Below are 23,114 nucleotides of genomic sequence, written 5' to 3'. Positions count from 1 at the left end.
CCGGGCGCCGCGCGGTACGGGTACCGCGCGGCCGCCGCCGTACGTCGAGCGGTACGCCGCCACCGGCCCCGGCCCGCCGTCGAGCGGGGGCACGGACCGAGCCATCCGCTCCGGTGTACCGCGGGAGGCTGACCAAGACGCCGGTGAATCGTTGTCCAAGCTGTGGCCTAGGCCGCGCCGACTTCATACCATCGATCAACGCCAGATCGTCTGTCGCGCCGCACGATCTCTGCCGGGAGGCTCAATGATCCGCCGCCGTACTGCGCTCTCCGTCTCTGCCGCGTCCGCCCTGCTGCTGGCCGCCCCGCTGCTCACCGCGTGCGGAGAGGCCCCGCGCGCCGGTGCCGCCGCCGTGGTGGACGGTGACCGGATCACCGTCTCGCAGCTCCAGGCGCAGGTGAAAGGCGTACGGGACGCGCAGCGCGGCTCACCCAAGGCCGACCAGCTGCTCGCGGCCGGCGGCCGGCTGAGCCAGGACACCCTGATCCGGATGATCCAGTTCCGGGTCATCGAGCGGGCGGGCAAGGACAACGGCGTCACCGTCACCCGCCGCGAGGTGCAGCGGGCCCGTGGCGCCGCCGAGCAGCAGGCGGGCGGTGCCGCCGCGCTGAGCGCCCTCTACCTGGAGCAGGGCATCGCACCGGACCGGATCGACCAGGCCGTGAAGATGGACCTCACCCGCAGCGCGCTGCTGCGCAAACTGGGCACCACCAAGGTCAACACGGTCTTCGCCAGCACCTCCAAGGCGCTCGACATCGAGGTCAACCCGCGCTACGGGAAGTGGGACGACAACCAGGGCACCGCGGTGATCGCCAAGGAGGCCTGGCTGCGTACCTCGGGCGGCTCGGCGGAGCAGGCGTAAGTTACGTTTCAAGGGTGACCGCACCAGACTCCGCCGCCCCGGCCGACACCGCCGCCACCGGCCGTATCGTCCTTCTCACCACCAGCCACCGGGTGGCGCCGGGGCTGCTGTCCTGGCCCGCGTGGCAGGCGCTGCGCGCGGCCGACCGGGTGCTGTGCGGCGACAGCGGCCATCCGCAGCTGCCCTATCTGCGGGAGGCGGGCATCACGGTGGAGCGCGCGCTGCCGAGCGCACGCGAGCTGGTCGACCACTGCCGCACCGGGGGCGGCCGCGACGTCGTGGTGATCACCTCGGCGGAGGGGGAGTCCGAGCTGACCGACGGGCTCGCCCGGCTGGCCGGTTCCGGCCGGGAGGCGATGCCGGACCTGGAGCTGCTGCCCGGCTCCTACGACCTCCCGGGCGCGCGCCTGCTCGACCTGGTGCAGATCATGGACCGGATCCGCGGCGCCTGCCCGTGGAGCGGCACCCGCACCAACGAGGAGCTGGTGAAGTACGGCATCGAGGAGGCGTACGAACTCGTCGAGGCCATCGAGGAGGGCGACCGCGAGGCGCTGCGCGAGGAGCTCGGCGACGTACTGCTCCAGGTCGTCTTCCACGCCCGGATCGCCGAGGACGACCCGGAACAGCCGTTCTCGATCGACGATGTGGCGGGCGGCATCGTGGACAAGCTGATCCGCCGCCATCCGCATGTGTTCGGCGAGGAGACCGCCGAGACCCCCGAGGACGTCAAGGCGCACTGGCTGCGCGTGAAGGCGGCGGAGAAGCAGCGCACCTCGGTCACCGAGGGGGTGCCACTCGGCCAGCCCGCGCTGGCGCTCACCGCCAAGCTGGCCTCCCGGGCCAGGACCGCCGGACTCGGCGTCCGGCTCCCGGAGGGCGAGGGCATCGGCTATGAGCTGCTGGCGCTGGCCGTGCGCGCGGAGAGCGAGGGCGTCGAGCCGGAGACCGCCCTGCGCGCCGCGGCCCGCGCCTACCGGGACGCGATCCGCGCCGCGGAGGAGTCCGCGGCGGGCTGAGGCGGGCCGAGCCGGTCCGCGACGGGCGGGCGGGCGGGCGGTCGGACGGGAGTGGGACGGATGCCGGAGGGTACTCGGGCGCCATGTCCACTCACGCCATGGAACTCGCCGCCGCCCGGGACCTGCTGATCGGGACCGGACCGCTGATCGTCGGCCTGGTGGTCGTCGTGCTGTGCGTCGCGGCCGTCTGGTGGGGGATACGGATCCGGGCCCGGGAGCCGAGGGCGCCCCGCCGTCCGCAGCCCCGCTCCGGCGCCTGGCAGGAGCCCGGCGAGACCGACCGCGCGGCCCGGGAGTCGGGCCACGGCCCGGGGCACCAGGGCGACGACGGCCGCGTCGGCTATGTGACCGAGCACCGCGAACCCGAGGCCCTGCCCCGGGACGGCGCCCGCCGCCGCCCGCACGAGCTGGGCGGATCCGGCACCCGCGAGTCCGGCTGAACCGGACCACACGGGCCCGGTACCGGAGTTCACCGGTAGCGGGCCCGTGCGCCGGGGTCGGCTGCGTTGTCAGCGCGCCGCTGGCACCGGCACCGGTTCGAGCGTGGCGCGGAAGTGGCGCAGGATCGGTGACTGGTCCGTGATCCGGAAACCGTGCACCGCGTCGGCCTCCTTGGCGATCTTCGCCAGGGTCTCGCCGATGTGGTCGTAGTGGCTGCGGGTGTAGACACGGCGCGGCAGAGCGAGCCTGACCAGTTCGTACGGCGCGCTCTTGACCGGGTTGCCGTCCTCGTCCTCCTCGCCGAGGTAGAGCGAGCCCAGTTCGGCCGAGCGGATACCGCCCTCCAGGTACAGCCGGCAGGCGAGGGCGTGGCCGGGGTAGTGGTGCGGCGGGATATGCGGCAGCAGCCGCCCGGCGTTGAGGTAGAGCGCGTGGAGGCCCGGCGGCTCCACGATGTCCACCCCCGCGGCGCGGACCCGGTGGGCGAGGTGGGCCGCGATATCGGCCCGCTCGGCCAGGTAGGCGGGCTCGGTCACCTCGGACAGCCCCTGGGCCATCATGTCGAGATCGCGCCCGGCCAGACCGCCGTAGGTGGCGAACCCCTCGGTGGCGATGAGGAGCAGCTCGCACCGCTGGGCGAGCTCGGGGTCGTTCATCCCGATGAAGCCGCCGATATGGACGATGCCGTCCTTCTTGGCGCTCATCATGCAGCCGTCCGCCAGGCGGAAGGCTTCCTCGGCGACCTGGCGGGGGGTGCGGTCGCGGTAGCCCTCCTCGTGACGGGTCACCAGCCAGGCGTTCTCGGCGAACCGGGCGGCGTCCAGGAACAGCGGTACGCCGTACTGGCGGCAGAGGGCCGCGGTCCGCTTGAGGTTGTCCATGGAGACGGGCTGACCGCCGCCGCCGTTGTTGGTGATGGTCATGACCACCACCGCTATTCGGGAGGCATCCGGCCCGGTCAGCTGGCGGTGGAGCTCGTTCAGGTCGATGTTGCCCTTGAACGGCTCGGTGCTGTCCAGGTTCTTGGCCTCGGGACACGGCAGGTCCCGGGCCTCGCAGTTGTTGAGCTCCACATTGGCGCGCGTGGTGTCGAAGTGCGTATTGGCCAGGACGATGGAGCCCGGCTCCAGCAGCGACGAGAAGAGCACCCGCTCGGCAGCGCGGCCCTGATGGGCGGGCAGGATATGTGCGTAGCCGGTCAGTTCGGTGACGGTCTCATGGAACCGGTAGTACGAGCGGGAGCCCGAGTAGGACTCGTCCCCGGCCATGCCCGCCGCGAGCTGCGCGGCCGACAGCGCACCGGTGCCCGAGTCGGTCAGCAGGTCGATGGTGACCTCTTCGGCGCGCAGGTCGAAGAGGTTGTAGTTGACGCGCTTCAGCGCCTCTTCGCGCTGCTCGCGGGTGGTACGGGGGATGGGTTCGACAACCTTGATCCGGTACGGTTCCACGCTGACCGCTGCTCCTGTCGTTCTCTCGCTCGTTGTCCTGCTGATGTGTCACAGTCCTGCTGATGTGTCACAGCGCCGCGCCCGCCCGCTCATGGGACGGAAGCGCCTGGAGTGGCGGCCGTACCTGGTACGCCTCCGAGGAGACATAGACGGTCACCCGCGGCGGCCGGTGCGGCTCGTGGACCAGCGCCAGATAGGCGATCAGGCCGACGCCGTCCGCCAGTCGGCGCGAGGTCACGGCGGTCAGTGCCCGGTCCAGCCAGCCGCCGTCGATGCCGTACCGCCGCAGCACCGCCACCGCCCGTTCCCGCGCCTGTCCGTCGTGCCGGACGTAGTCGCGGACGGGGATGTGGAGGGTGAAGCCGCTGGGCAGTCCGGTCGCGGTCTCCGTGAAGGAGTGGCAGGTGAGGGCGGGGCGTCCGCTCAGCCGTTCCGCGCCGCCCGCGGGGAAGCCCCCGGCGGTGCGGAAGAACTCCTCGACCCGCTCCCGGCCCGGGTGGGGTGACATCCGGGGGAGGGTGCCGGCCTCGGTGGCGGACATGCCGTGGTGGGTGAGGTAGACCTTCGCCCGGGGCGCCTCCCAGTCCCCGAGGTCCACCGAGAAGAACGGATAGGCGTCGGCCGGGGGCAGGCCGTCGAACGCCCGGCGGTGGCCGAGTCTGGCCAGCCCTTCGCCTACCGTCTCGGCGATCCGGTCCCGGCCGTTCGCGGCGGGGTTGAGGTACGCCTTGACGCGGGGCACCCCGCCGGGGCGCAGCTCCAGGGCGCACCACAGGGCCAGCGGCCCTTCGGGCGAGGTGGGGAAGAACAGGTCCTCGACGCGGTCGAGCGGGTCGGTGGCGAACCCCCAGCGGTCCGCCATCGTCCGGATGGCGTCGAGGCCGATCCGGCCGTTCTCCACCAGGTCGTCGTTGCCCGCCCCCGGTTCCAGCAGCACCCGCAGCCCCGGGCCGGTGCCGGGCAGGAAGGCGAGCGAGAATTCGACCGGGGTGTGGTCGTCGGAGAGGAAGCTCCGGGAGGGCGGCGGAAGGGTCAACGACCGTTCGGCCACCGGCCCCAGAGCGTCGTTCAGCAGCTGCGCGTAGGCCGTCGCGTCCGCGTGGCTCAGCTCCACCACTTCGCACAGCCGCAGGAGTTGCTCGGCGGCGAAGCCGCCGAGCAGACCGGTCTGCGTCCGCGATTCTCCATGGCCGTCCGGAGGGAATCCGGAGAATGCCGCGCTCACGAGGCGAAGAAGGGGTGCGCTCCGGCGATTCCTATCGCACTGGCGTTCGTGCCCGGTGGTGCCTCCGCCTGCCGTATGGAGAGGGATATGAGGGGAATGGGAGTTCGAATTGCGGGTGTGTTCGGCCGGGATGCGAGTGAAACCACGGAACGACGTCGATCGACGGTGTTGCCGACGGCGAGAGGCCCCACGACAGCTCCTTATGGGATTTAGGCCAACTTGAATTCCGCGCTATGGCATACCCGACCGATTGAACATTCATGCAACGCGAAACAGCACCTCTATGTGGCGTGGGTCATGTACGCCACCAGGACAGGAAGGAGCTCCACAAGCCGCCCTTTTCTGCCCTGTTCTGCTGATGACCGTGGGAATCGTTCGCCGCGGGGGTTTCATGTGCAGAAGGCATATGCTGCCGCTTATCCGCCGTGACCGGGGTGAAACGGGCAGGCAGGGTGGACAGCCCGCGGTTGAAGGGTCCGGGGCGCCACGTCAGGCTGGACTCGGGCACCGCCAGCTCGATATCGGGCAGCCGATTGAGAAGTTTCTCGATGGCCACGACGCCGATGAGCTGAGCGGGGTCCTTGGCGGGGCAGGCGTGCGGTCCGGCACTCCAGGCCAGATGGGCGCGCTTGCTGAGCACCTGGCGGGAGGCGGAGAGGCTGGGGTCGGTATTGGCGGCCGCGATGCTGACCAGCACGAGGTCACCCGCCCGCAGCTGGGTCCCGGCGAAGTCCACATCCGACACCGGATAGTGCGGAGCGTAATTGGACATGGGCGGGCTGTTCCACAGCACCTCGTCGATGGCGTCCTCGACCAGCAGGCCGCCGCCTGAGTAACGCTCATCGGAGAGCAATAGCAGCAGTGCGTTGGCGATGAGATTCCGCTGCGGTTCCGCACCGGCGCCGAGCAGCAGCACGAGTTGATGCGCGAGCTCTTCATCGGTGAGCTGGGCATGGTGCTGCATAAGCCAGGAGGTGACATCGTCCCCGGGCCTGCTGCGCTTGAGAGCGACCAGTTCGATAACGCTCTGCGTCAGTACTTCGTTCGCCTTCTCGGCGTTGACCCCGTCAAAGATTCCGGTGATACCGAAGATGAATCGGTCACCGATTTCCGCAGGGCATCCGAAAAGCTCGTTGAAAACGAAGAGCGGCAGCAGCTTGGCGTAGTCGTTGAGCAGATCGACCGAGCCGCGGGATATGAACTGGTCGATCAGATACGCGGCGACCCGGTCGACGTGCCGGCTCAGCCGGTGCGAGTCCACCCGGGCCAGGCTGTCGGTGACCGCCTGGCGCAGCCGCATATGCTCCGCGCCATCGCTGAACATGCAGTTCGGCCGGTACTCCAGCAACGGCACCACCGGGTTGTCCCGGCTGACCCTGCCCTCGTTGAACTCGCGCCAGCGGCGCGCGTCCTTCCGGAAGGTGTCGGGGTTCTGGAGCAGTTGGAGCGCCGCCGAGTAGTCCGTGACGAGCATGGCGTCCACACCGGGGGACAACTCGACCGGCGCGACCGGTCCGTACTTGCGCAGATGCGCGTAGAAGGCACCCGGATCGGCCGCGAACTCCGGCCCGTGGAGCGGGACCCGCTCGCCCGTGTGGTGGGCCGGGCATCCGGGCGGCGGCGCCGTGAAGTCCGATTGAGTGTCCATAGCTTGCTCCTAGCGAGTACGTTCCTGTAGATAGCGGACAAGGGCCATCAGCGCGTTGGCCGATGACTTCTCGTCACGTGCGTCACAGGTGACGATGGGTGTCTCGGGCAACAGGTCCAGCGCCTCACGCAGTTCGTGGTCGGGGCGGTCCGGTGTGCCGTCGAAGTGGTTGACGGAAATCGCGTAGGGCAAGCCGTACTGTTCCACCAGGTCGATCACCGGGAAGGATTCCTTCAGCCGTTCCGGATCGACGAGGATCAGTGCCCCGAGCGCACCCCGCGTCATGTCCTCCCACACCTGGACGAAGCGCTCCTGCCCCGGTGTTCCGAAGAGATAGAGGACCAGCCTCTCGCTGAGCGTGAGGCGGCCGAAGTCCATGGCGACGGTGGTGGTCGTCTTGCCCCGGGTGCCCATGAGGTCGTCCACCTGGGCACCCGCCTGCGTCATACGCTCCTCGGTGCGCAGCGGAGGAATCTCGGACATGGTGCCGATGAAGGTTGTCTTGCCGACCGCGAAATGCCCCACGACCAGGATCTTGGCCGCGATCTGCACCTGGTCGGCGAGATAGACGTCATCATCCGAAACGGGCCTGGAGCCCATCCAGTACCTCCTGAAGGAGCGAAACATCGACAAGCTGGGCGGGCGGCGCCGGGGCCCGGGTCAGGAGATAGCCGTCCGCCGACAGATCGGACAGCAGGATCTTGACGATGCCTATCGGAAGTCCCATGTGCCCGGCTATCTCCGCGACCGAGAGATAACCGCCCGCGCACAAGTCCAACAGGCGGCGCTTCTCGGGATCGAGATGGCCCGGGCGGACCTGGTCGGACGCGGTGACCAGCGTGATCAGATTGAACTGATCGTTGTCCAGCCGGCCGCGGCCGTTGGTGATGACGTACGGCCGTACTAACCGGGCCGACTCGGGCTCCTGCTCATCTGGTGCAGTCATGCCTGGATACTCGTGTTTTCGCGAGGCGGAGTGGTCAGTACCTTGCCGAGCTGCCCGACGAGCTGCTGCATACGGAAGGTGATGTCGGCCATGTCGACATCGGGGGCGGACGAGACCGCCAGATACGCGCCCTCACCGGCGGAGATGAGGAAGACCCAGCCGCCGTCGAACTCGACCAGGGTCTGTCGCCAGTTCATCTCCGGATCACCGCAGAAGCCGCCCATGGTGCGGCTCAGCGACTGGATACCGCTCATCGCCGCGGCCACGGTGTCCGCCTCGTCCTTGCGGACCTCTTGCGAACGGGCCATCAGCAGGCCGTCGGCGGACACCAGGAGGGCATGACGTGCACCCGGCACTTCCAGGGCGCTGTCAAGCATCCAGGACAGGTCGTTGTTCACTGAGGATCATGCCCTTCCCTGTTCGGATTTGCGGAGCGACCGGACTGCGTGCCGCGTTGGAAAGCGCCCATGATCGAGGCGGTTTCCTCGCTCGTCCGGGCGGGAGCGGCGGTGGAATCCGCTTGCGGCACGATGGAGATCGATCCTTTTCGGCGACGTTTCGGCAGACCGCCGGCGGTCGAACCGGGCTCTTCCGGCGCGGCTGCTGCGGGCGTACGGGAAACCGGCTGTTCTTCCGGCTCGGGCATATTGGTCAGCAGGTCCTCGGGAAGAAGCACAACGGCGCGCACACCACCGTAGGGCGAAGCCGAATCGACGGAGACGCTGAAGCCGTACCGGGCGGCCAGCACACCGATCACCGCGAAGCCGAACTGTGGGGGATTCCCCAGTCCGGTGACGCCCGTCGCGCGCTGGGCCGACAGCAGCTGATCGGCCCGGTTCTTCTCCTCTTCGTTCATACCGACACCGGCGTCATCGATGATGATGCAGACGCCCTTGGGAACGGTGCGGATGGTGATATCGATCGGAGAATCCGGCGCCGAGTAACTCGTGGCGTTGTCCAGCAGTTCGGCGAGCGCCAGCGCGACGGGTTCGACGGCCCGGCTGGTGAGCGCGAAATTGCTCTGCGAACGGATTTCGACGCGGGTGTAGTGGCGGATGCGCCCCTTCGCGCTGCGCACCACGTCGTAGACCGAGGCGACGGCCCGCTGACGGCCGAGCCACCCATCACAGAGCACGGCGATGGACTGGGCACGCCGACCGAACTGCGAGTTCATATGGTCGATCTCCAGCAGATCCTGGAGAATATGGTGCTCGCCGTATCTGTCCTGGAGTTTGGAGATGGCCAGCTGCTGCTCGTTGGCGAGGCCCTGGAGCGTGCGCATCGCCGACTTCAGTGCGCTCTTGGTGGCCTCTTCGGCGCGTACCTGGGCTTCCTGGACCGCCGCGGAGTACTGGTTCTCGAGATCCGTGTAGCGGTTTTCGGCTTCCGCCTTCTCGGCGCGCAGTTTCGCTTGCGCCTTTCGCCCGCGGAATATGGCAGTTGCAGCGAGAGGCGTGCCTGCGATCAGGGCCCAGATTGCTGGATCCTGTATGTATTGCGTCATGAGACTCTCTTTAACGACTAGACCGCCAGGGACTGAAAGGGAAGTGTTGCGCGTCTGGTTGTTCTTGGAGGGGCGCGGGGAGGCGGTGAACTCGCTGCCCGCGCGGCGTGATTCAGTGCCCGGATGCTGCCCGGATGGTCCGGGGACATCGCACTCGTCTTGCCGACGGCGGCGCGTAGACGACAGTGCGCCTAAACGGCTCCGTATGCCCGACTGGCGGCATAATGCTCCCTCAGAGTGGACCCTCCCGGCTGATTTACCGGATCGCCGTGTGTCTTACGCGCCCTTGGCTCGCCTGGCAAGCGCGGTGATCGTATCACCAGCGTGGGGTGGCCCCGTGCATGTGCCTGAGTCCCATTCGACATCCTGACGTCATTTCAGCCATGGCGCTTTTTACGCGCGTTGACCGACGTCAGCGGGTGTAACGGCATGTCATGCGACGTTCGGGGCATGATCCTAAGGGTGCCCTCCGGAGCCGCCGCATATCTGGGCAATCAGCGCGGGTTGCGGGCGACTCGTGGAGGGATTGTGGAGATGTCCTAGGGTAATTCCCTAGTCAACTATCCCCTTGATTCTTATTGTTCCGCATTTACCCGGTACAGCCGATAAGAGCTGTATGGGGGCGGTGGCGAGGCGGCCGGTATCGTCGGGGGGTGCCCGAGCAGCCCCGTGACATTCCCACTCCCACCCTCTTCACCTGGGAGTTCGCCGCCGATCCCTACCCCGCGTACGCGTGGCTCCGCGAACATGCCCCGGTCCGCAGGACCACGCTCCCCAGCGGAGTGGAGGCATGGCTGGTGACCCGCTACGCCGACGCCCGGCAGGCATTGGCCGATCCCCGGCTGTCCAAGAACCCGCGAACCCATAGCGAATCGGCCCATGCCCGGGGCAAGGTGGGCATCCCCGGTGAGCAACGTGCCGATCTGATGACACATCTGCTCAACATCGATCCGCCGGACCACACCCGGCTGCGGCGGCTGGTGTCCAAGGCGTTCACCCCGCGCAGGGTCGCCGCGTTCGCCCCGCGGGTCAGGGAGTTGACCGATCGGCTGATCGACGACTTCGGGGAAAGGGGAGAAGCCGATCTGATCCATGAGTTCGCCTTCCCCCTCCCCATCTACGCGATCTGCGATCTGCTCGGGGTGCCCCGCGAGGACCAGGACGACTTCCGGGACTGGGCGGGTTCCATGATCCGGCACGGCGGCGGTCCACGCGGCGGAGTCGCCCGCGCCGTGAAGCACATCCGCGCCTATCTCGCCGAGCTGATCCACCGCAAACGGGAGACGCTCGGCGCGGAGGGAGAGGACGAGGACCTCATCTCCGGGCTGATCCGGGCCAGCGACCACGGGGAGCACCTCACCGAGAACGAGGCCGCGGCGATGGCCTTCATCCTCTTGTTCGCCGGGTTCGAGACCACGGTCAATCTGATCGGCAACGGGATGTACGCGCTGCTGCGCCACCCGGTTCAGCGCGCCCGGCTCCAGCAGGCCCTGGAAGAGGGGGACGAGCGGCTGCTCGCCGCGGGCGTCGAGGAACTGCTGCGCTATGACGGCCCGGTGGAGATCGCCACCTGGCGGTTCGCCACCGAGCCGCTGACCATCGGCGATGAGCGCATCGCCGCGGGCGAACCGGTGCTGGTGGTGCTCGCCGCCGCGGACCGCGACCCCGAGCGGTTCCCCGAGCCCGATGTGCTGGACCTCACGCGCACCGACAACCAGCATCTGGGCTACGGCCACGGCATCCACTACTGTCTGGGCGCCCCGCTCGCCCGGCTGGAGGCGCAGACCGCCCTCGCCACTCTGCTGCGCCGACTGCCCGATATCCGGCTTGCGGTGGATTCGGATGATCTGCGCTGGCGCGGTGGGCTGATCATGCGCGGACTGCGCACCCTCCCCGTGACATGGAATTCCCGGGGTGGCTGAGGCGCCGAAGCTCCTTGGCGGATGACATAAGTGACGAATGATCAGCGGCGTGACCGGGGCGTGACCTGGGATACACCGGCTTGTGATGATCGAGTGCCGTCGCTATGTTCAACCGACAACTCCACCGCCACACGAGAGGCCACCACATGCGTTCCGGGAACGGTCGGCACCGCCGCCCCCGCCAGGCTCCGGCCATCGTCGTCGCGGCGGGCATCACGGGTGCCGGGCTCGCCATCCCCCTCTTCGGGGCCAGCGGGGCCCAGGCCGCCTCCACCGCCACCTGGGACCAGGTCGCCGAGTGTGAGAGCGGCGGGATGTGGAGTGCCAACGAGGGCAACGGCTTCTACGGCGGCCTCCAGCTCACCCTGTCCATGTGGACGGAGCACGGCGGCACCGCCTACGCCCCGCGTCCCGATCTGGCAAGCCGCTCCCAGCAGATATCCGTGGCCCAGTCGATCCTGGACGAGCGCGGCCCGGACGCCTGGCCCAGCTGTGCGGTGAACGCGGGGCTGACCGACGGCGGCGACGCCCCCGAGGTGGACCCCGGGATCACCCGGGAGCCGTCCCTCGGCCAGCGCGGTGACGGCGGGGAGGGCGGCGAGCGCGGCGGCTCGGCGGCCGAGGACCGCGGGGACGCATGGGATTCCTCCGGGGACTCCTCCGGCTCCTCGGACGAGTCCGGCGATGAGCGGTGGGCGCCCGGCGACGACGAGGGATCCGAGGCGGACCAGGAGGAGGGGACAACGCCCTCCCCGTCCGCCTCGCCCACCGAGGAGGACGACGAGGACTCCGCGTCGCCGTCCCCGTCGGACACGAAGTCCTCCGACTCCCCGGACCGCCCGGACGCCTCGGCGTCCCCGGACGAGAGCGAGTCCCCGGACGAGAGCGCCGACCCCGCGCCCACCGGCCGCCACCGCGGCGCCGGGGACCCGGACGAGGCGAACGGCGACGAGGAGGCCCGGCGGCCCTCCGGGCGGCATGCCTCCCGGGACAGCGGGGAACGCGCCGAGGGGTCCTCGGACGACGGCTACCTCGTGCGCCCCGGTGACAACCTTTCAGAGATCGCCCAGCGCGAGGAGCTGTCGACCGGCTGGCACGGCCTCTACAAAGACAACGAAAGCCTCATCGGGGACAATCCGGATCTGATCCTCCCGGGTCAGCGGTTGGATCTGAGCGCCAAGGGGCGGTAGTTCGGGGTGAATTGCCCGATCTGGCGACGGTGAGACATACCTCTCGTCACATTGCCCGGAGCGCACCCCCTGTCCGATCTCTCCGCACCCGGCCCCACCTGCGTAGATGTGGGCCGGGAGAGATCAAATACAGCACCTCTCGCTGCGAATGGGGTGTTTGAACCTTCTCGGGGGGTGTGTTTACGGTCTTCCCGCTCGCCACCGCGGGCACCGTCGATCGTCACGCCGAATCCTGCCGGCGGTCGGGGGGAACCGACGCGTCAGCGCCGAAGGCAGGAGCGGGGGACCCAAGGTAGGTGCCGAACGGCCTGTGGACACGGGCTCGTCGGCTAGGGGTGAAGCCGGGTGTGATCGATCGTCGATCATTCGTCGATCGGTGGTGCACCGGCCGGGCAACTCACGTCCGAACCCGACAGCTCACCTCGTAGGCGTCGGTGAGGAAACGAACCAACGATGCTCAAGTCCAACGGCAAGCACCGTCGCCCGTCCAAGGCCACCCGTATCGCCGCCCTCGCCGGTCTCGCGGGCGCCGCCGTGGCCGCCCCGCTCATCGGGGCCACCTCCGCCTCCGCCGCCACCACCGCCCAGTGGGACAAGGTCGCGGAGTGCGAGGCCGGCGGCAACTGGTCGATCAACACCGGTAACGGCTACTACGGCGGACTACAGTTCTCGAGCTCCACCTGGGCCGCCTACGGCGGCACCTCGTTCGCCCCCACGGCCGACAAGGCCAGCAAGGACCAGCAGATACAGGTCGCCGAGAAGGTCCTCGCCGGCCAGGGCAAGGGCGCCTGGCCGGTCTGCGGCACCGGGCTGACCACCGGCGGCACCCCGTCGAGCTCCACCCCCTCCGACTCCGGTCAGCAGGAGTCCAAGGCCCCGGCGCCCAAGCCCGCGCAGCCGAAGGCCGAGACCCGTTCCGAGCCCGACCGCGCCGCGCGCCACGAGGCCCGCGGTCCGGTGAAGAAGGGCGACGGCGAGTACAAGGTCAAGGCCGGGGACACCCTGGGCGAGATCGCCAAGGCCGAGAAGGTCGAGGGCGGCTGGAAGAAGCTCTTCGAGCTGAACAAGGACATCGTCGAGCAGGCCGACCTGATCTACCCGGGTCAGCGGCTCCACCTGAGCTGACCGCGGTCCGGCCGACCGGGCCGGATCCGGGAACCGTCGGCCACGCGTCGACCACGAGCCCCGGCCGGGCGCGCCGCCCCGCGGTGCGTTCCGGCCGGGGCTCGATGGGTCTCGGCAAAGGGCTCACGGCAGAAGCTTCACGGCAAGGGCTTCGCGGAAAATGTAGATATCCGCACCCAAAACTGGCTATTTATGCCACGTCCTGTCTCGCGGGACGGGCGAACGGGGGGTCCGGCCCTCCGGTCCGGTTAGGCTCGTGTCGCTACCGCAGACACATACGAAGGAGAACCTCGTGCCGTCCATCGACGTCGTCGTAGCTCGCGAGATCCTCGACTCGCGAGGCAACCCCACGGTCGAGGTCGAGGTCGGCCTCGACGACGGCAGCACGGGCCGTGCCGCCGTTCCGTCCGGTGCCTCCACTGGCGCCTTCGAGGCCCTCGAGCTCCGTGACGGCGACAAGAACCGCTACAACGGCAAGGGCGTCGAGAAGGCCGTCCTCGCCGTGATCGAGCAGATCGGCCCGGAGCTCGTCGGCTACGACGCCACCGAGCAGCGGCTGATCGACCAGGCGATGTTCGACCTGGACGCCACCCCGGACAAGTCCTCGCTCGGCGCCAACGCCATCCTCGGCGTCTCCCTCGCCGTCGCGCACGCCGCCTCCGAGGCGTCCGACCTCCCGCTCTTCCGGTACCTGGGCGGCCCCAACGCCCATCTGCTGCCGGTCCCGATGATGAACATCCTCAACGGCGGTTCGCACGCCGACTCCAACGTGGACATCCAGGAGTTCATGATCGCGCCGGTCGGCGCGGAGTCCTTCTCCGAGGCGCTGCGCTGGGGCACCGAGGTCTACCACACCCTGAAGTCGGTGCTGAAGGAGCGCGGTCTGTCCACCGGTCTCGGTGACGAGGGCGGCTTCGCGCCGAACCTCGACTCCAACCGCGAGGCCCTGGACCTGATCGTCGAGGCCATCAAGAAGGCCGGCTACCAGCCGGGCCAGGACATCGCGCTGGCGCTCGACGTGGCCGCCTCCGAGTTCTACAAGGACGGCTCCTACGAGTTCGAGGGCAAGTCCCGCAGCGCCGCCGAGATGACCTCCTACTACGCCGACCTGGTCGCCGCGTACCCGCTGGTCTCCATCGAGGACCCGCTGAACGAGGAGGACTGGGACGGCTGGAAGACCATCACCGACCAGCTCGGTGACAAGGTCCAGCTGGTCGGCGACGACCTGTTCGTCACCAACCCGGAGCGGCTGGCCCGCGGCATCGACAGCGACACCGCCAACGCGCTGCTGGTCAAGGTCAACCAGATCGGCTCGCTGACCGAGACCCTCGACGCCGTCGAGCTGGCCCAGCGCAGCGGCTTCAAGTGCATGATGTCCCACCGCTCCGGTGAGACCGAGGACGTCACCATCGCCGACCTGGCCGTCGCCACCAACTGCGGCCAGATCAAGACCGGCGCCCCGGCCCGCTCCGAGCGCGTCGCCAAGTACAACCAGCTGCTGCGCATCGAGGAGATCCTGGACGACGCCGCGGTGTACGCGGGCCGCTCCGCCTTCCCGCGCTTCAAGGGCTGACCGCCGCCGGGCGTCCGCATCAAGGACGCGAGGACGCGCTCGACCTGAGTAGCAGACACGTCTGACGCATGTCCCCGGCCGCGGTCCCGTACCGTGGCCGGGGACGGCGTCACTCAAGCGAAGTCAACACCGGGGAGGCGATGTGCCGGCGGATCGGGACCGGTTCTCCACCGCGACCAGACTCAAGGCGCTCGGCGAGCACGCCGCCGCCCGGGTCTACCGGGTGCGCGCCCGGCGCCGCCGCGGCCGGCTCACCGGCCGGGCCGCCCTGCTCGCGCTGGTCGTCTGCTCACTGGTGGTGGCGCTGGCCTATCCGATGCGGCAGTACATCTCCCAGCGGGCGCAGATCGCCGATCAGCGGCGCGCGGCCCAGCAGGCGCGCGAGGACGTGAAGAAGCTGCGCGAGGAGAAGGCCCGGCTCCAGGACCCCGCCTACACCGAGCGGCAGGCCCGGGAGCGGCTGCACTTCCTGATGCCGGGGGAGACCGGCTTCAGCGTGGTGGACGGCAGCGCCTACAGCGAGCACACCACCGACCGGGGGGCGGCCGGCCGCCCCTGGTACACCAACCTCTGGGACGCCGTGGACGCGGCGGACGCGCCGAAGGCGGCCCACGCACCCCGCTGATCCGGCACCGTTCGCGCTCCGTTCGCGCCCGGTCCGATACCGATCGATAGAGAACACTCCCACTCATGGACACCCCCCCTCCGCAGACGGAGCCCACCGCGCCCACCGATGCGGATATCGCCGCCGTCAAGATGCAGCTGGGCCGGGTGCCGCGCGGGCTGCGCGCGGTCGCCCACCGCTGCCCCTGCGGCAACCCCGATGTCGTCGAGACCGCACCGCGTCTGGAGGACGGTACGCCGTTCCCGACCCTCTACTACCTGACCTGCCCGCGTGCCGCGTCCGCGATCGGCACGCTGGAGGCCGAGGGCGTGATGAAGGAGATGTCGGCCCGGCTGGCGGCCGACCCCGAACTGGCCGATGCCTACCGCGCCGCCCACGACGACTACATCGCCCGCCGTGACGCCATCGAGGTGCTGGAGGGCTTCCCCAGCGCGGGCGGCATGCCGGACCGGGTGAAGTGCCTGCATGTGCTGGTCGGCCATGCCCTCGCGGTCGGCCCCGGGGTCAACCCGCTGGGCGACGAGGCCCTCGCGATGCTGCCCGAGTGGTGGCGCAAGGGTCCGTGTGTCGCGCCCTGCGGTGCGGCGGACGGCGAGTCCGGTGCGACCGGTCCCTCCGGCGAGCGGGGGGACGGCGGATGACCCGCGTCGCGGCCGTGGACTGCGGCACCAACTCCATCCGGCTGCTGGTGGCCGACGCCGACCCGGCCACCGGTGAGCTGACCGAACTGGACCGCCGGATGACCATCGTCCGGCTGGGCCAGGGTGTGGACCGCACCGGACGGCTGGCCCCCGAGGCGCTGGAGCGCACCTTCGCGGCCTGCCGGGAGTACGCCGCGGTCATCCGCGAACGGGGCGCCGAGCGGATCCGCTTCGTCGCCACCTCCGCCTCCCGGGACGCCGAGAACCGCCAGGAGTTCGTGGACGGTGTGAGGGCGATCCTGGGCGTCGGGCCCGAGGTGATCACCGGTGACCAGGAGGCGGAGTTCTCCTTCACCGGCGCCACCAAGGAGCTGTCCGGACATGAGCGGCTGAGCGGGCCCTATCTGGTGGTGGACATCGGCGGCGGCTCGACCGAGTTCGTCTCCGGGGACACCGCGGTGCGCGCCGCCCGCAGTGTCGATATCGGCTGTGTGCGGATGACCGAGCGCCATCTGGTCTCCGACGGCGCCCTCACCGATCCGCCGACTCCGGAGCAGACCGGCGCCATACGGGCCGATATCGACCGGGCGCTGGACCTGGCCGGGGAGACCGTGCCGCTCAGCGGGGTCTGCCGCCCGGACGAGGGCGGGCACACCCTGGTGGGCCTCGCCGGATCGGTGACCACCGTCGCCGGTATCGCCCTCGAGCTGCCGGAGTACGACTCCGCGGCGATCCACCACGCGCGGATCCCCCTCGACCGGGTCCGGGAGATCACCACCGGGCTGCTGGCCTCCACCCACGCCGAGCGGGCGGCGATTCCGGTGATGCATCCGGGGCGGGTCGATGTGATCGCGGCCGGGGCGCTCGTACTGCTTTCGATCATGGAACGGACCGGCGCCCGGGAGGTCGTGGTGAGTGAGCACGACATCCTCGACGGCATCGCCTGGAGCATCGCCTGAGCGCGGCGAGCAACGCATGAGCGGCCGCGGAGGCCCATCCGGGGGCCGTCCGCGTGTCGCCCGGAGGAAAGTTCGTGAAATCCTTCACATGAAAAAGGGCCCTGGTCGCCGACTGTGGGGGCCGTCCGGGGCGGTTTCGGTGACCGCGCCCCGCCGCTGACCGCATCGTGGCCCGTTCCGACCGGGTCGCAGGACCCCGGCCGAAGGTCCTGGGCTACTCCGGCGTTCAGTCACAAGCCCTGCTCAGGGCGGTGGGAACGGTCCGGATCGACGAGTGGTTCCCCTCCCGGAATATGGCATCCATCACGGGGGCGGCGGAGTGTAGCAGATACCTCCTGGATGCTTGTGAAGGGGCTCACGAGCCCTGCCCCGGGGGGTGCTGGATACTCGAAACATGAGCACCACGGAGCGTCCCAGGATCCTCGTAGTAGGCGGTGGGTACGTTGGCCTGTACGCGGCGCGCCGCATTCTGAAGAAGATGCGGTACGGCGAGGCGACTGTCACGGTCGTCGACCCTCGCTCGTACATGACGTACCAGCCCTTTCTTCCCGAAGCTGCGGCCGGCAGCATCTCCCCCCGTCACGTCGTGGTCCCGCTGCGGCGGGTGCTCCCCAAGGCGGAGGTTCTCACCGGCCGGGTCTCGACGATCGACCAGGACCGTAAGGTCGCCGTCGTCCAGCCGCTCGTCGGCGAGGCGTACGAGCTGCCCTTCGACTACCTGGTGGTCGCGCTCGGCGCGGTCTCCCGCACCTTCCCGATCCCCGGTCTCGCGGAGAACGGCATCGGTATGAAGGGGATAGAGGAGGCCATCGGCCTGCGCAACCACGTCCTCGAGCAGCTCGACAAGGCCGACTCCACGACCGACGAGGAGGTCCGCCGCAAGGCGCTCACCTTCGTCTTCGTCGGCGGTGGCTTCGCGGGTGCGGAGACCATCGGCGAGGTCGAGGACATGGCCCGGGACGCGGCCAAGTACTACCCCAACGTCTCCCGCGAGGACATGCGCTTCGTGCTGGTCGACGCCGCGGACAAGATCCTCCCCGAGGTCGGCCCCAAGCTGGGCCAGTGGGGTCTGGAGCACCTCCAGAAGCGCGGTATCGAGGTCTACCTCAACACCTCGATGAACTCCTGCATCGACGGCCACGTCGTGCTCAAGAACGGCCTCGAGGTCGACTCCAACACCATCGTGTGGACCGCCGGTGTGAAGCCGAACCCGGCCCTCGCCCGGTTCGGTCTGCCGCTCGGCCCCCGCGGCCATGTGGACACCGAGCCCACCCTCCAGGTCAAGGGCACCGACTACATCTGGGCCGCCGGTGACAACGCCCAGGTGCCGGACCTCGCCGTCGGCGAGGGCGCCTGGTGCCCGCCCAACGCCCAGCACGCGCTGCGCCAGTCCAAGGTGCTCGGCGACAACGTGATCTCGGGTATGCGGGGCTTCCCGCAGGGCGAGTACAAGCACGCCAACAAGGGCGCGGTGGCGGGCCTCGGCCTCCACAAGGGCGTCGCGATGATCGTCTTCGGCAAGATGAAGATCAAGCTGAAGGGCCGGCTGGCCTGGTACATGCACCGTGGCTACCACGGCATGGCGATGCCGACCTTCAACCGCAAGATCCGGGTCCTCGCCGACTGGACGCTCGGGATGTTCCTCAAGCGCGAGGTCGTCTCGCTGGGCGCCATCGAGAACCCCCGCGAGGAGTTCTACGAGGCGGCCTCTCCGGTCTCCGCCGCCGCGGCGGCGCGCCCGGCTCCGGCCGAGGCTCCGGCCGAGCAGGCCGAGAAGGCCAAGGCGTCCTGACCTGAGGGTCTCAGACACGCACCAGTGACGCAGAGGGCGTCCGCCATCCGTGGGGCGGGCGCCCTTCGTCATGCGCGCACCCCCTCGTACACCGGCACGCGGGATGACTTTTACCGATTCCAGACGTGTCGCCGGGACTGTGCGGGTGGTTCCATGGTGTTTACGTGGTGAGTGAATCTTCGCTGACTCGCCATCACGGAGGTGTGCGATATGACCGACGCCGCTGGGCGACTGGCCGCCCTGGCCGAGGAGGCGCTGGGAGCCCCGCTGCCGCTGCGCGTCCGCGCCTGGGACCACAGCGAGGCCGGCCCGCCCGGCACCCCCACCCTCGTCGTACGCCGCCGCCGGGCGCTGCGCCGGGTGCTGTGGAAGCCCGGTGAACTGGGCCTGGCCCGCGCCTGGGTGGCCGGTGACCTGGAAATCGAGGGCGATCTGTACCAGGCCCTGGAACTGCTCGCCGGGCTGCTGTGGGAGCGCGGCCCCGGCTCCCGGCGGTCCCGGCTCGCCGCCGCCTTCCAGGCGCTGCGCGACCCCGCCCTGCGCTCCGCCGCCCGCGAGCTGATCGCGCTGGCCGGGCCGGGGCTGCCACCGCCGCCGCCCCCGGAGGAGGCCCGCACCCCGTGGAGCGGGCCGCTGCACACCCCGCGCCGCGACAAGGTGGCCATCAGCCACCACTACGACGTGGGCAACGACTTCTACGAGCGGGTGCTCGGCCCCTCGATGGTCTATTCATGCGCCTACTGGGAGGACGGACCCGGGGGCACGCTCGAGGACGCCCAGCACGCCAAACTGGACCTCGTCTGCCGCAAGCTGGACCTGCGCCCCGGTCAGCGGCTGCTGGACGTGGGCTGCGGCTGGGGCTCGATGGTGCTGCACGCGGTGCGCGAGTACGGGGTGACCGCCGTCGGTATCACCCTCTCCGAGGAGCAGGCGGCGTACGCCCGTAAGCGCATCGCGGAGGCCGGGCTCACCGACCGGATCGAGATCCGCGTCCAGGACTACCGCAAGGTCGTCGACGGGCCGTACGACGCGATCTCTTCGATCGGTATGGCCGAGCACGTCGGCGCGGTGCGGTACGCCGAGTACACCACCATCCTGCACCGGCTGCTGAAGCCCGGCGGGCGGCTGCTCAACCACCAGATCGCCCGGCGCCCGGAGCCGGACGAAGAGGCGTACCGGGTGGACGAGTTCATCGACCGCTATGTCTTCCCCGACGGGGAGCTGGCCCCGATCGGCCGGACCGTGGGCCAGCTGGAGCAGGCGGGGTTCGAGGTGCGCGACGTGGAGGCCATCCGCGAGCACTACGCGCTCACCCTGCGCGCCTGGGTGGCCAATCTGGAGCGGCACTGGACGGAGGCGGTACGGCTCACCTCCCCGGGCCGGGCCCGGGTCTGGCGGCTCTATATGGCCGCGTGCGCGCTCTCCTTCGAGCGCAACCGGATCGGCGTCAACCAGGTCCTGGCGGTGCGCACCCCGGGCGACGGGAGCTCCGGACTGCCGCTGCGCACCCGGGACTGGCGGGAGTAAGGGACATCAGCGGGAGAAACGACGGCGTCCCCGTCCGCCCCGGTGCGGGGCGGACGGGGACGTCCGCTGGACGGGCCGAGGCTACTCGGCCTTGATGGCCGCCAGCATGTTGAGCTTCGCGGCCCGGCGGGCGGGCCACAGCGCCGCCAGGACGCCCACGAAGGCGGCCAGCAGCAGGAAGATCGCCATCCGGCCCCAGGGCAGCACCAGTTGGTAGGTCGGCATCCCGCTGGAGATCAGCTCCCCGGCCGCCCAGCCGAAGAACACACCGAGCCCGAGGCCGAGCACTCCGCCGAAGAGCGAGATGACCAGCGACTCCAGCCGGACCATCCGCTTGATACCGCGCCGGTCCAGGCCGATCGCCCGCAACATCCCGATCTCCTGGGACCGCTCGAAGACCGACATCGCCAGGGTGTTGATGACCCCGAGGACGGCGACGATCACCGCCATGGCCAGCAGCCCGTAGAGCATGTTGAGCATCAGGGTGAAGAACTTCGCGATGCCGTCGGAGATGTCCTGCTTGTTCTGCACCTGGATCGCCGGGTTCTCACCCAGCGCCTTCTTCAGGGCGTCCTTGGTGCTCTCCGAGGCACCGCCCTTGGTCTTCACCATCACCTGCATATCGGTGACGGTGGGCATATGCGCGGTGAGCGTCCTGGAGTCCAGCATGATCCCGCGGATCATCTCGTTGCCGGTGTAGACGCCCTGGACGGTGAGATTGCCACGGCGGCCGTCCTCGTAGGTCACCGGGATCGTGGAGCCCAGCTTCCAGCCGTGGTCCTCGGCCGTCTTGTCGTCCACGACCGCCTTGCCGCCGGAGAGCCCGGCGAAGGAGCCCGCGGAGAAGTCCATGCTCACCAGGTCGGTGATGGACTTCCCGTTGACCCCGGTCAGGTACTCGATATCGCCGTCGATCCGGGAGGGGGAGTTGCGCAGCGGGCTGGAGGCGGTGACCTCGGGCAGGGCGGCGATCTTGCGCGCCACATCCGGCGACAGCGGCCGCTGACCGTCGAAACCGCCCATGCTGACCACGTAGTCGGACTTCAGCGCGTCGGTGGCCATCTTGTCGATGCCCTTCTGGACGCTGCCCGCGATCACCGTCATCCCGGTGATCAGGGTGAGGCCGACCATCAGGGCCGAGGCGGTGGCGGCGGTACGGCGCGGGTTGCGCACCGCGTTCTGCCGGGCCAGCTTGCCGGGCATACCGAACACCCGCAGCAGCGGGGCCGCGGCGGCGATCAGCGGCCGGGACAGCAGCGGGGTGAGCACGAACACCCCGATGACCAGCACCGCGGCGCCAAGACCCATATATCCCTTGCCATCGGAGCCCATTCCGGCACCGGCCACCACCAGGGCGACACCGGCCGCGGCGAGGATCGCGCCGATGGTGTTGCGCACCACCAGACCGCGGGTGGTCGGCGGGGCGTGCACGCTGTTCATCGCGGCGACCGGCGGGATCTTCGCGGCCCGGCGGCCGGGCAGCCAGGCGGCGAGCACGGTCACCACGACGCCGACGGCCAGCGAGACCAGCACGGTGGTCAGGTCGATGACGAGCGGGCCGTCCGGGACCGTGGCCCCGGTGGAGTTGAGCAGCGAGCGCAGTCCGGCACCGATGCCCACACCGGCGGCGAGGCCGGTGACGGCGGCGATGGCGCCCACGAAGGTGGCCTCGATCAGCACCGAGCGGGTGACCTGGCGCCGGGTCGCGCCGACCGCTCGCATCAGGGCGAGTTCCCGGGTGCGCTGGGCGACCAGCATGGTGAAGGTGTTGGCGATGATGAAGATGCCGACGAAGAGCGCGATCCCGGCGAAGACCAGCATGCCGGTCTGCATTCCGCTCATGCTCTGCTTGATCTGCTCGGCCTGGTCATCGGCCAGCTGCTGACCGGTCTCGGCCTCGGCCTCCTTGGGGAGGACCTTCTCGACCGCCGCCTTCAGCTCGGTCTGCGAGGTGCCCGCCGCGGCCTTGAGGTCGATCTCGTCGAACTCACCGGGCTTGGCGAACAGCCGCTGTGCGGTGGGGGTGTCGAACAGCGCGAGGCTGCCGCCCGCCGCCACATTGCCGTCGTCGGTACGGAAGACGCCGACGACCTTCTCCTCGCGGACCGGACCGTCCACCGAGACCCGGATGGTGTCGCCGACCGCGTAGTCGCCGCGCTCGGCGGACTTGGCGTCGAGCGCCACCTCGCCCCGGGCCTTCGGCGCGCGGCCGTCGGTCATGGTGTAGCGCGGGTCCTTGCCGTCCTTGCCCGGGTAGTAGTTGCCGCCCAGGTTGGAGAAGCCGCTGCCGAGCAGGTCGCCGTTCTTCTTGGACAGGGCGGTGTAGCCGGAGACGGTGCCGGTCGCCGACGCGGCGCCGGGCACCTCGGCGGCCCGGTCCAGCACCCGCTGGCCGAGCCGCGGCGCCGCACCGGGCTTGCCGGTGTCGTCGTCGGAGTCGCTGTCGGGCGTGATGGCCACGTCGACGCCGGAGAAGCCCTTCTCGGAGCTCTTCTGGTAGGCGGCGGAGATGGTGTTGGTGAAGACCAGCGTGCCGGAGACGAAGGCCACGCCGAGCAGTACGGCGAGCGTGGTCATCAGCAGCCGGGCCTTGTGCGCGAGCACATTGCGCAAGGCGGTACGGAGCATGGGGCGTCAGTCCTGAAGGGGTCTGGGAGGGCGGAGAGGCGT

Annotated in this window: 20 protein-coding genes and 1 riboswitch; of the genes, 12 read left to right on the top strand and 8 right to left on the bottom strand. The window is 69.7% G+C overall.

The genetic code is table 11. The features are described 5' to 3' along the window. The first annotated feature begins 244 nt into the window (after nucleotides 1–244). From AB0C66_RS34205 to AB0C66_RS34195, 3 genes are all read left to right on the top strand, one after another. Nucleotides 245–862, top strand: a complete 618-nt coding sequence (locus tag AB0C66_RS34205) for a SurA N-terminal domain-containing protein (RefSeq protein ID WP_362447833.1) — start codon at nucleotides 245–247, stop codon at nucleotides 860–862. Between the two features lie 14 nt (nucleotides 863–876). Then, nucleotides 877–1,878 carry a nucleoside triphosphate pyrophosphohydrolase gene (locus AB0C66_RS34200; protein ID WP_362447830.1) on the top strand — a complete coding sequence of 334 codons (1,002 nt, stop codon included), beginning with the start codon at nucleotides 877–879 and terminating at the stop codon, nucleotides 1,876–1,878. An 83-nt stretch (nucleotides 1,879–1,961) separates the two neighbouring features. Continuing rightward, nucleotides 1,962–2,318, top strand: a complete 357-nt coding sequence (locus AB0C66_RS34195; protein WP_362447828.1) for a DUF6479 family protein — start codon at nucleotides 1,962–1,964, stop codon at nucleotides 2,316–2,318. A 69-nt stretch (nucleotides 2,319–2,387) separates the two neighbouring features. Here the strand turns inward: AB0C66_RS34195 and AB0C66_RS34190 are convergent, their stop codons facing one another. The 7 genes from AB0C66_RS34190 to AB0C66_RS34160 form a co-directional block, all read right to left on the bottom strand. Further along, nucleotides 2,388–3,767, bottom strand: coding sequence for a tryptophanase (locus AB0C66_RS34190; protein WP_362447825.1), 1,380 nt, complete (start codon nucleotides 3,765–3,767; stop codon nucleotides 2,388–2,390). A 67-nt stretch (nucleotides 3,768–3,834) separates the two neighbouring features. Further along, complete coding sequence (locus AB0C66_RS34185) at nucleotides 3,835–4,992, bottom strand: tryptophan dimethylallyltransferase family protein (RefSeq protein ID WP_362447822.1); 1,158 nt, start codon at nucleotides 4,990–4,992, stop codon at nucleotides 3,835–3,837. Nucleotides 4,993–5,287: 295 nt separating this feature from the next. Further along, nucleotides 5,288–6,640, bottom strand: coding sequence for a cytochrome P450 (locus AB0C66_RS34180; RefSeq protein ID WP_362447819.1), 1,353 nt, complete (start codon nucleotides 6,638–6,640; stop codon nucleotides 5,288–5,290). A gap of 9 nt (nucleotides 6,641–6,649) precedes the next feature. After that, nucleotides 6,650–7,240 (bottom strand): ATP/GTP-binding protein, encoded by a 591-nt coding sequence (locus tag AB0C66_RS34175; protein ID WP_362447816.1) that lies wholly within the window; start codon nucleotides 7,238–7,240, stop codon nucleotides 6,650–6,652. Beyond that, entirely contained in the window at nucleotides 7,215–7,586 is a 372-nt protein-coding gene (locus AB0C66_RS34170; protein ID WP_362447813.1) for a DUF742 domain-containing protein, read from the bottom strand. The genes AB0C66_RS34175 and AB0C66_RS34170 overlap by 26 nt, the downstream gene beginning before the upstream one ends. Continuing rightward, complete coding sequence (locus tag AB0C66_RS34165; RefSeq protein WP_362447810.1) at nucleotides 7,583–7,984, bottom strand: roadblock/LC7 domain-containing protein; 402 nt, start codon at nucleotides 7,982–7,984, stop codon at nucleotides 7,583–7,585. Before AB0C66_RS34165 ends, AB0C66_RS34170 begins: the two co-directional genes overlap by 4 nt. After that, a complete protein-coding gene (locus tag AB0C66_RS34160) occupies nucleotides 7,981–9,090 on the bottom strand; it encodes an ATP-binding protein (RefSeq protein WP_362447807.1) in 1,110 nt (369 codons plus the stop codon). The genes AB0C66_RS34165 and AB0C66_RS34160 overlap by 4 nt, the downstream gene beginning before the upstream one ends. 653 nt (nucleotides 9,091–9,743) lie before the next feature. Here AB0C66_RS34160 and AB0C66_RS34155 point away from each other — a divergent pair. From AB0C66_RS34155 to AB0C66_RS34115, 9 genes are all read left to right on the top strand, one after another. Beyond that, on the top strand, nucleotides 9,744–11,012 hold the full coding sequence (locus AB0C66_RS34155) for a cytochrome P450 (protein WP_362447804.1): 1,269 nt from the start codon (nucleotides 9,744–9,746) through the stop codon (nucleotides 11,010–11,012). Between the two features lie 146 nt (nucleotides 11,013–11,158). Continuing rightward, a complete protein-coding gene (locus AB0C66_RS34150; protein ID WP_362447801.1) occupies nucleotides 11,159–12,202 on the top strand; it encodes a transglycosylase family protein in 1,044 nt (347 codons plus the stop codon). A 254-nt stretch (nucleotides 12,203–12,456) separates the two neighbouring features. Next, nucleotides 12,457–12,648: riboswitch (cyclic di-AMP (ydaO/yuaA leader) on the top strand. Between the two features lie 7 nt (nucleotides 12,649–12,655). After that, complete coding sequence (locus AB0C66_RS34145; protein WP_362447798.1) at nucleotides 12,656–13,327, top strand: transglycosylase family protein; 672 nt, start codon at nucleotides 12,656–12,658, stop codon at nucleotides 13,325–13,327. 292 nt (nucleotides 13,328–13,619) lie between these two features. Next, nucleotides 13,620–14,900: a phosphopyruvate hydratase gene (gene eno, locus AB0C66_RS34140; protein WP_362447796.1), complete on the top strand. Its 1,281-nt coding sequence runs from the start codon at nucleotides 13,620–13,622 to the stop codon at nucleotides 14,898–14,900. Nucleotides 14,901–15,042: 142 nt separating this feature from the next. Beyond that, on the top strand, nucleotides 15,043–15,525 hold the full coding sequence (locus AB0C66_RS34135) for a septum formation initiator family protein (protein ID WP_362447793.1): 483 nt from the start codon (nucleotides 15,043–15,045) through the stop codon (nucleotides 15,523–15,525). A gap of 65 nt (nucleotides 15,526–15,590) precedes the next feature. Then, entirely contained in the window at nucleotides 15,591–16,166 is a 576-nt protein-coding gene (locus AB0C66_RS34130) for a DUF501 domain-containing protein (protein WP_362447790.1), read from the top strand. Then, nucleotides 16,163–17,125 carry a Ppx/GppA phosphatase family protein gene (locus AB0C66_RS34125; protein ID WP_362447787.1) on the top strand — a complete coding sequence of 321 codons (963 nt, stop codon included), beginning with the start codon at nucleotides 16,163–16,165 and terminating at the stop codon, nucleotides 17,123–17,125. The genes AB0C66_RS34130 and AB0C66_RS34125 overlap by 4 nt, the downstream gene beginning before the upstream one ends. A 394-nt stretch (nucleotides 17,126–17,519) precedes the next feature. Further along, nucleotides 17,520–18,917, top strand: a complete 1,398-nt coding sequence (locus AB0C66_RS34120; protein ID WP_362447784.1) for an NAD(P)/FAD-dependent oxidoreductase — start codon at nucleotides 17,520–17,522, stop codon at nucleotides 18,915–18,917. A 210-nt stretch (nucleotides 18,918–19,127) separates the two neighbouring features. Continuing rightward, nucleotides 19,128–20,444 (top strand): cyclopropane-fatty-acyl-phospholipid synthase family protein, encoded by a 1,317-nt coding sequence (locus AB0C66_RS34115; protein WP_362447781.1) that lies wholly within the window; start codon nucleotides 19,128–19,130, stop codon nucleotides 20,442–20,444. A gap of 81 nt (nucleotides 20,445–20,525) precedes the next feature. On the opposite strand, the gene AB0C66_RS34110 is transcribed toward AB0C66_RS34115, so the two are convergent. Beyond that, nucleotides 20,526–23,072 (bottom strand): ABC transporter permease, encoded by a 2,547-nt coding sequence (locus AB0C66_RS34110; RefSeq protein ID WP_362447778.1) that lies wholly within the window; start codon nucleotides 23,070–23,072, stop codon nucleotides 20,526–20,528. Nucleotides 23,073–23,114: the final 42 nt, after the last annotated feature.

The organism is Streptomyces sp. NPDC048636 (genome assembly GCF_040650655.1).
Classification (GTDB): Bacteria; Actinomycetota; Actinomycetes; order Streptomycetales; family Streptomycetaceae; genus Streptomyces.
This window is presented reverse-complemented; position numbering and strand designations above follow the sequence as displayed.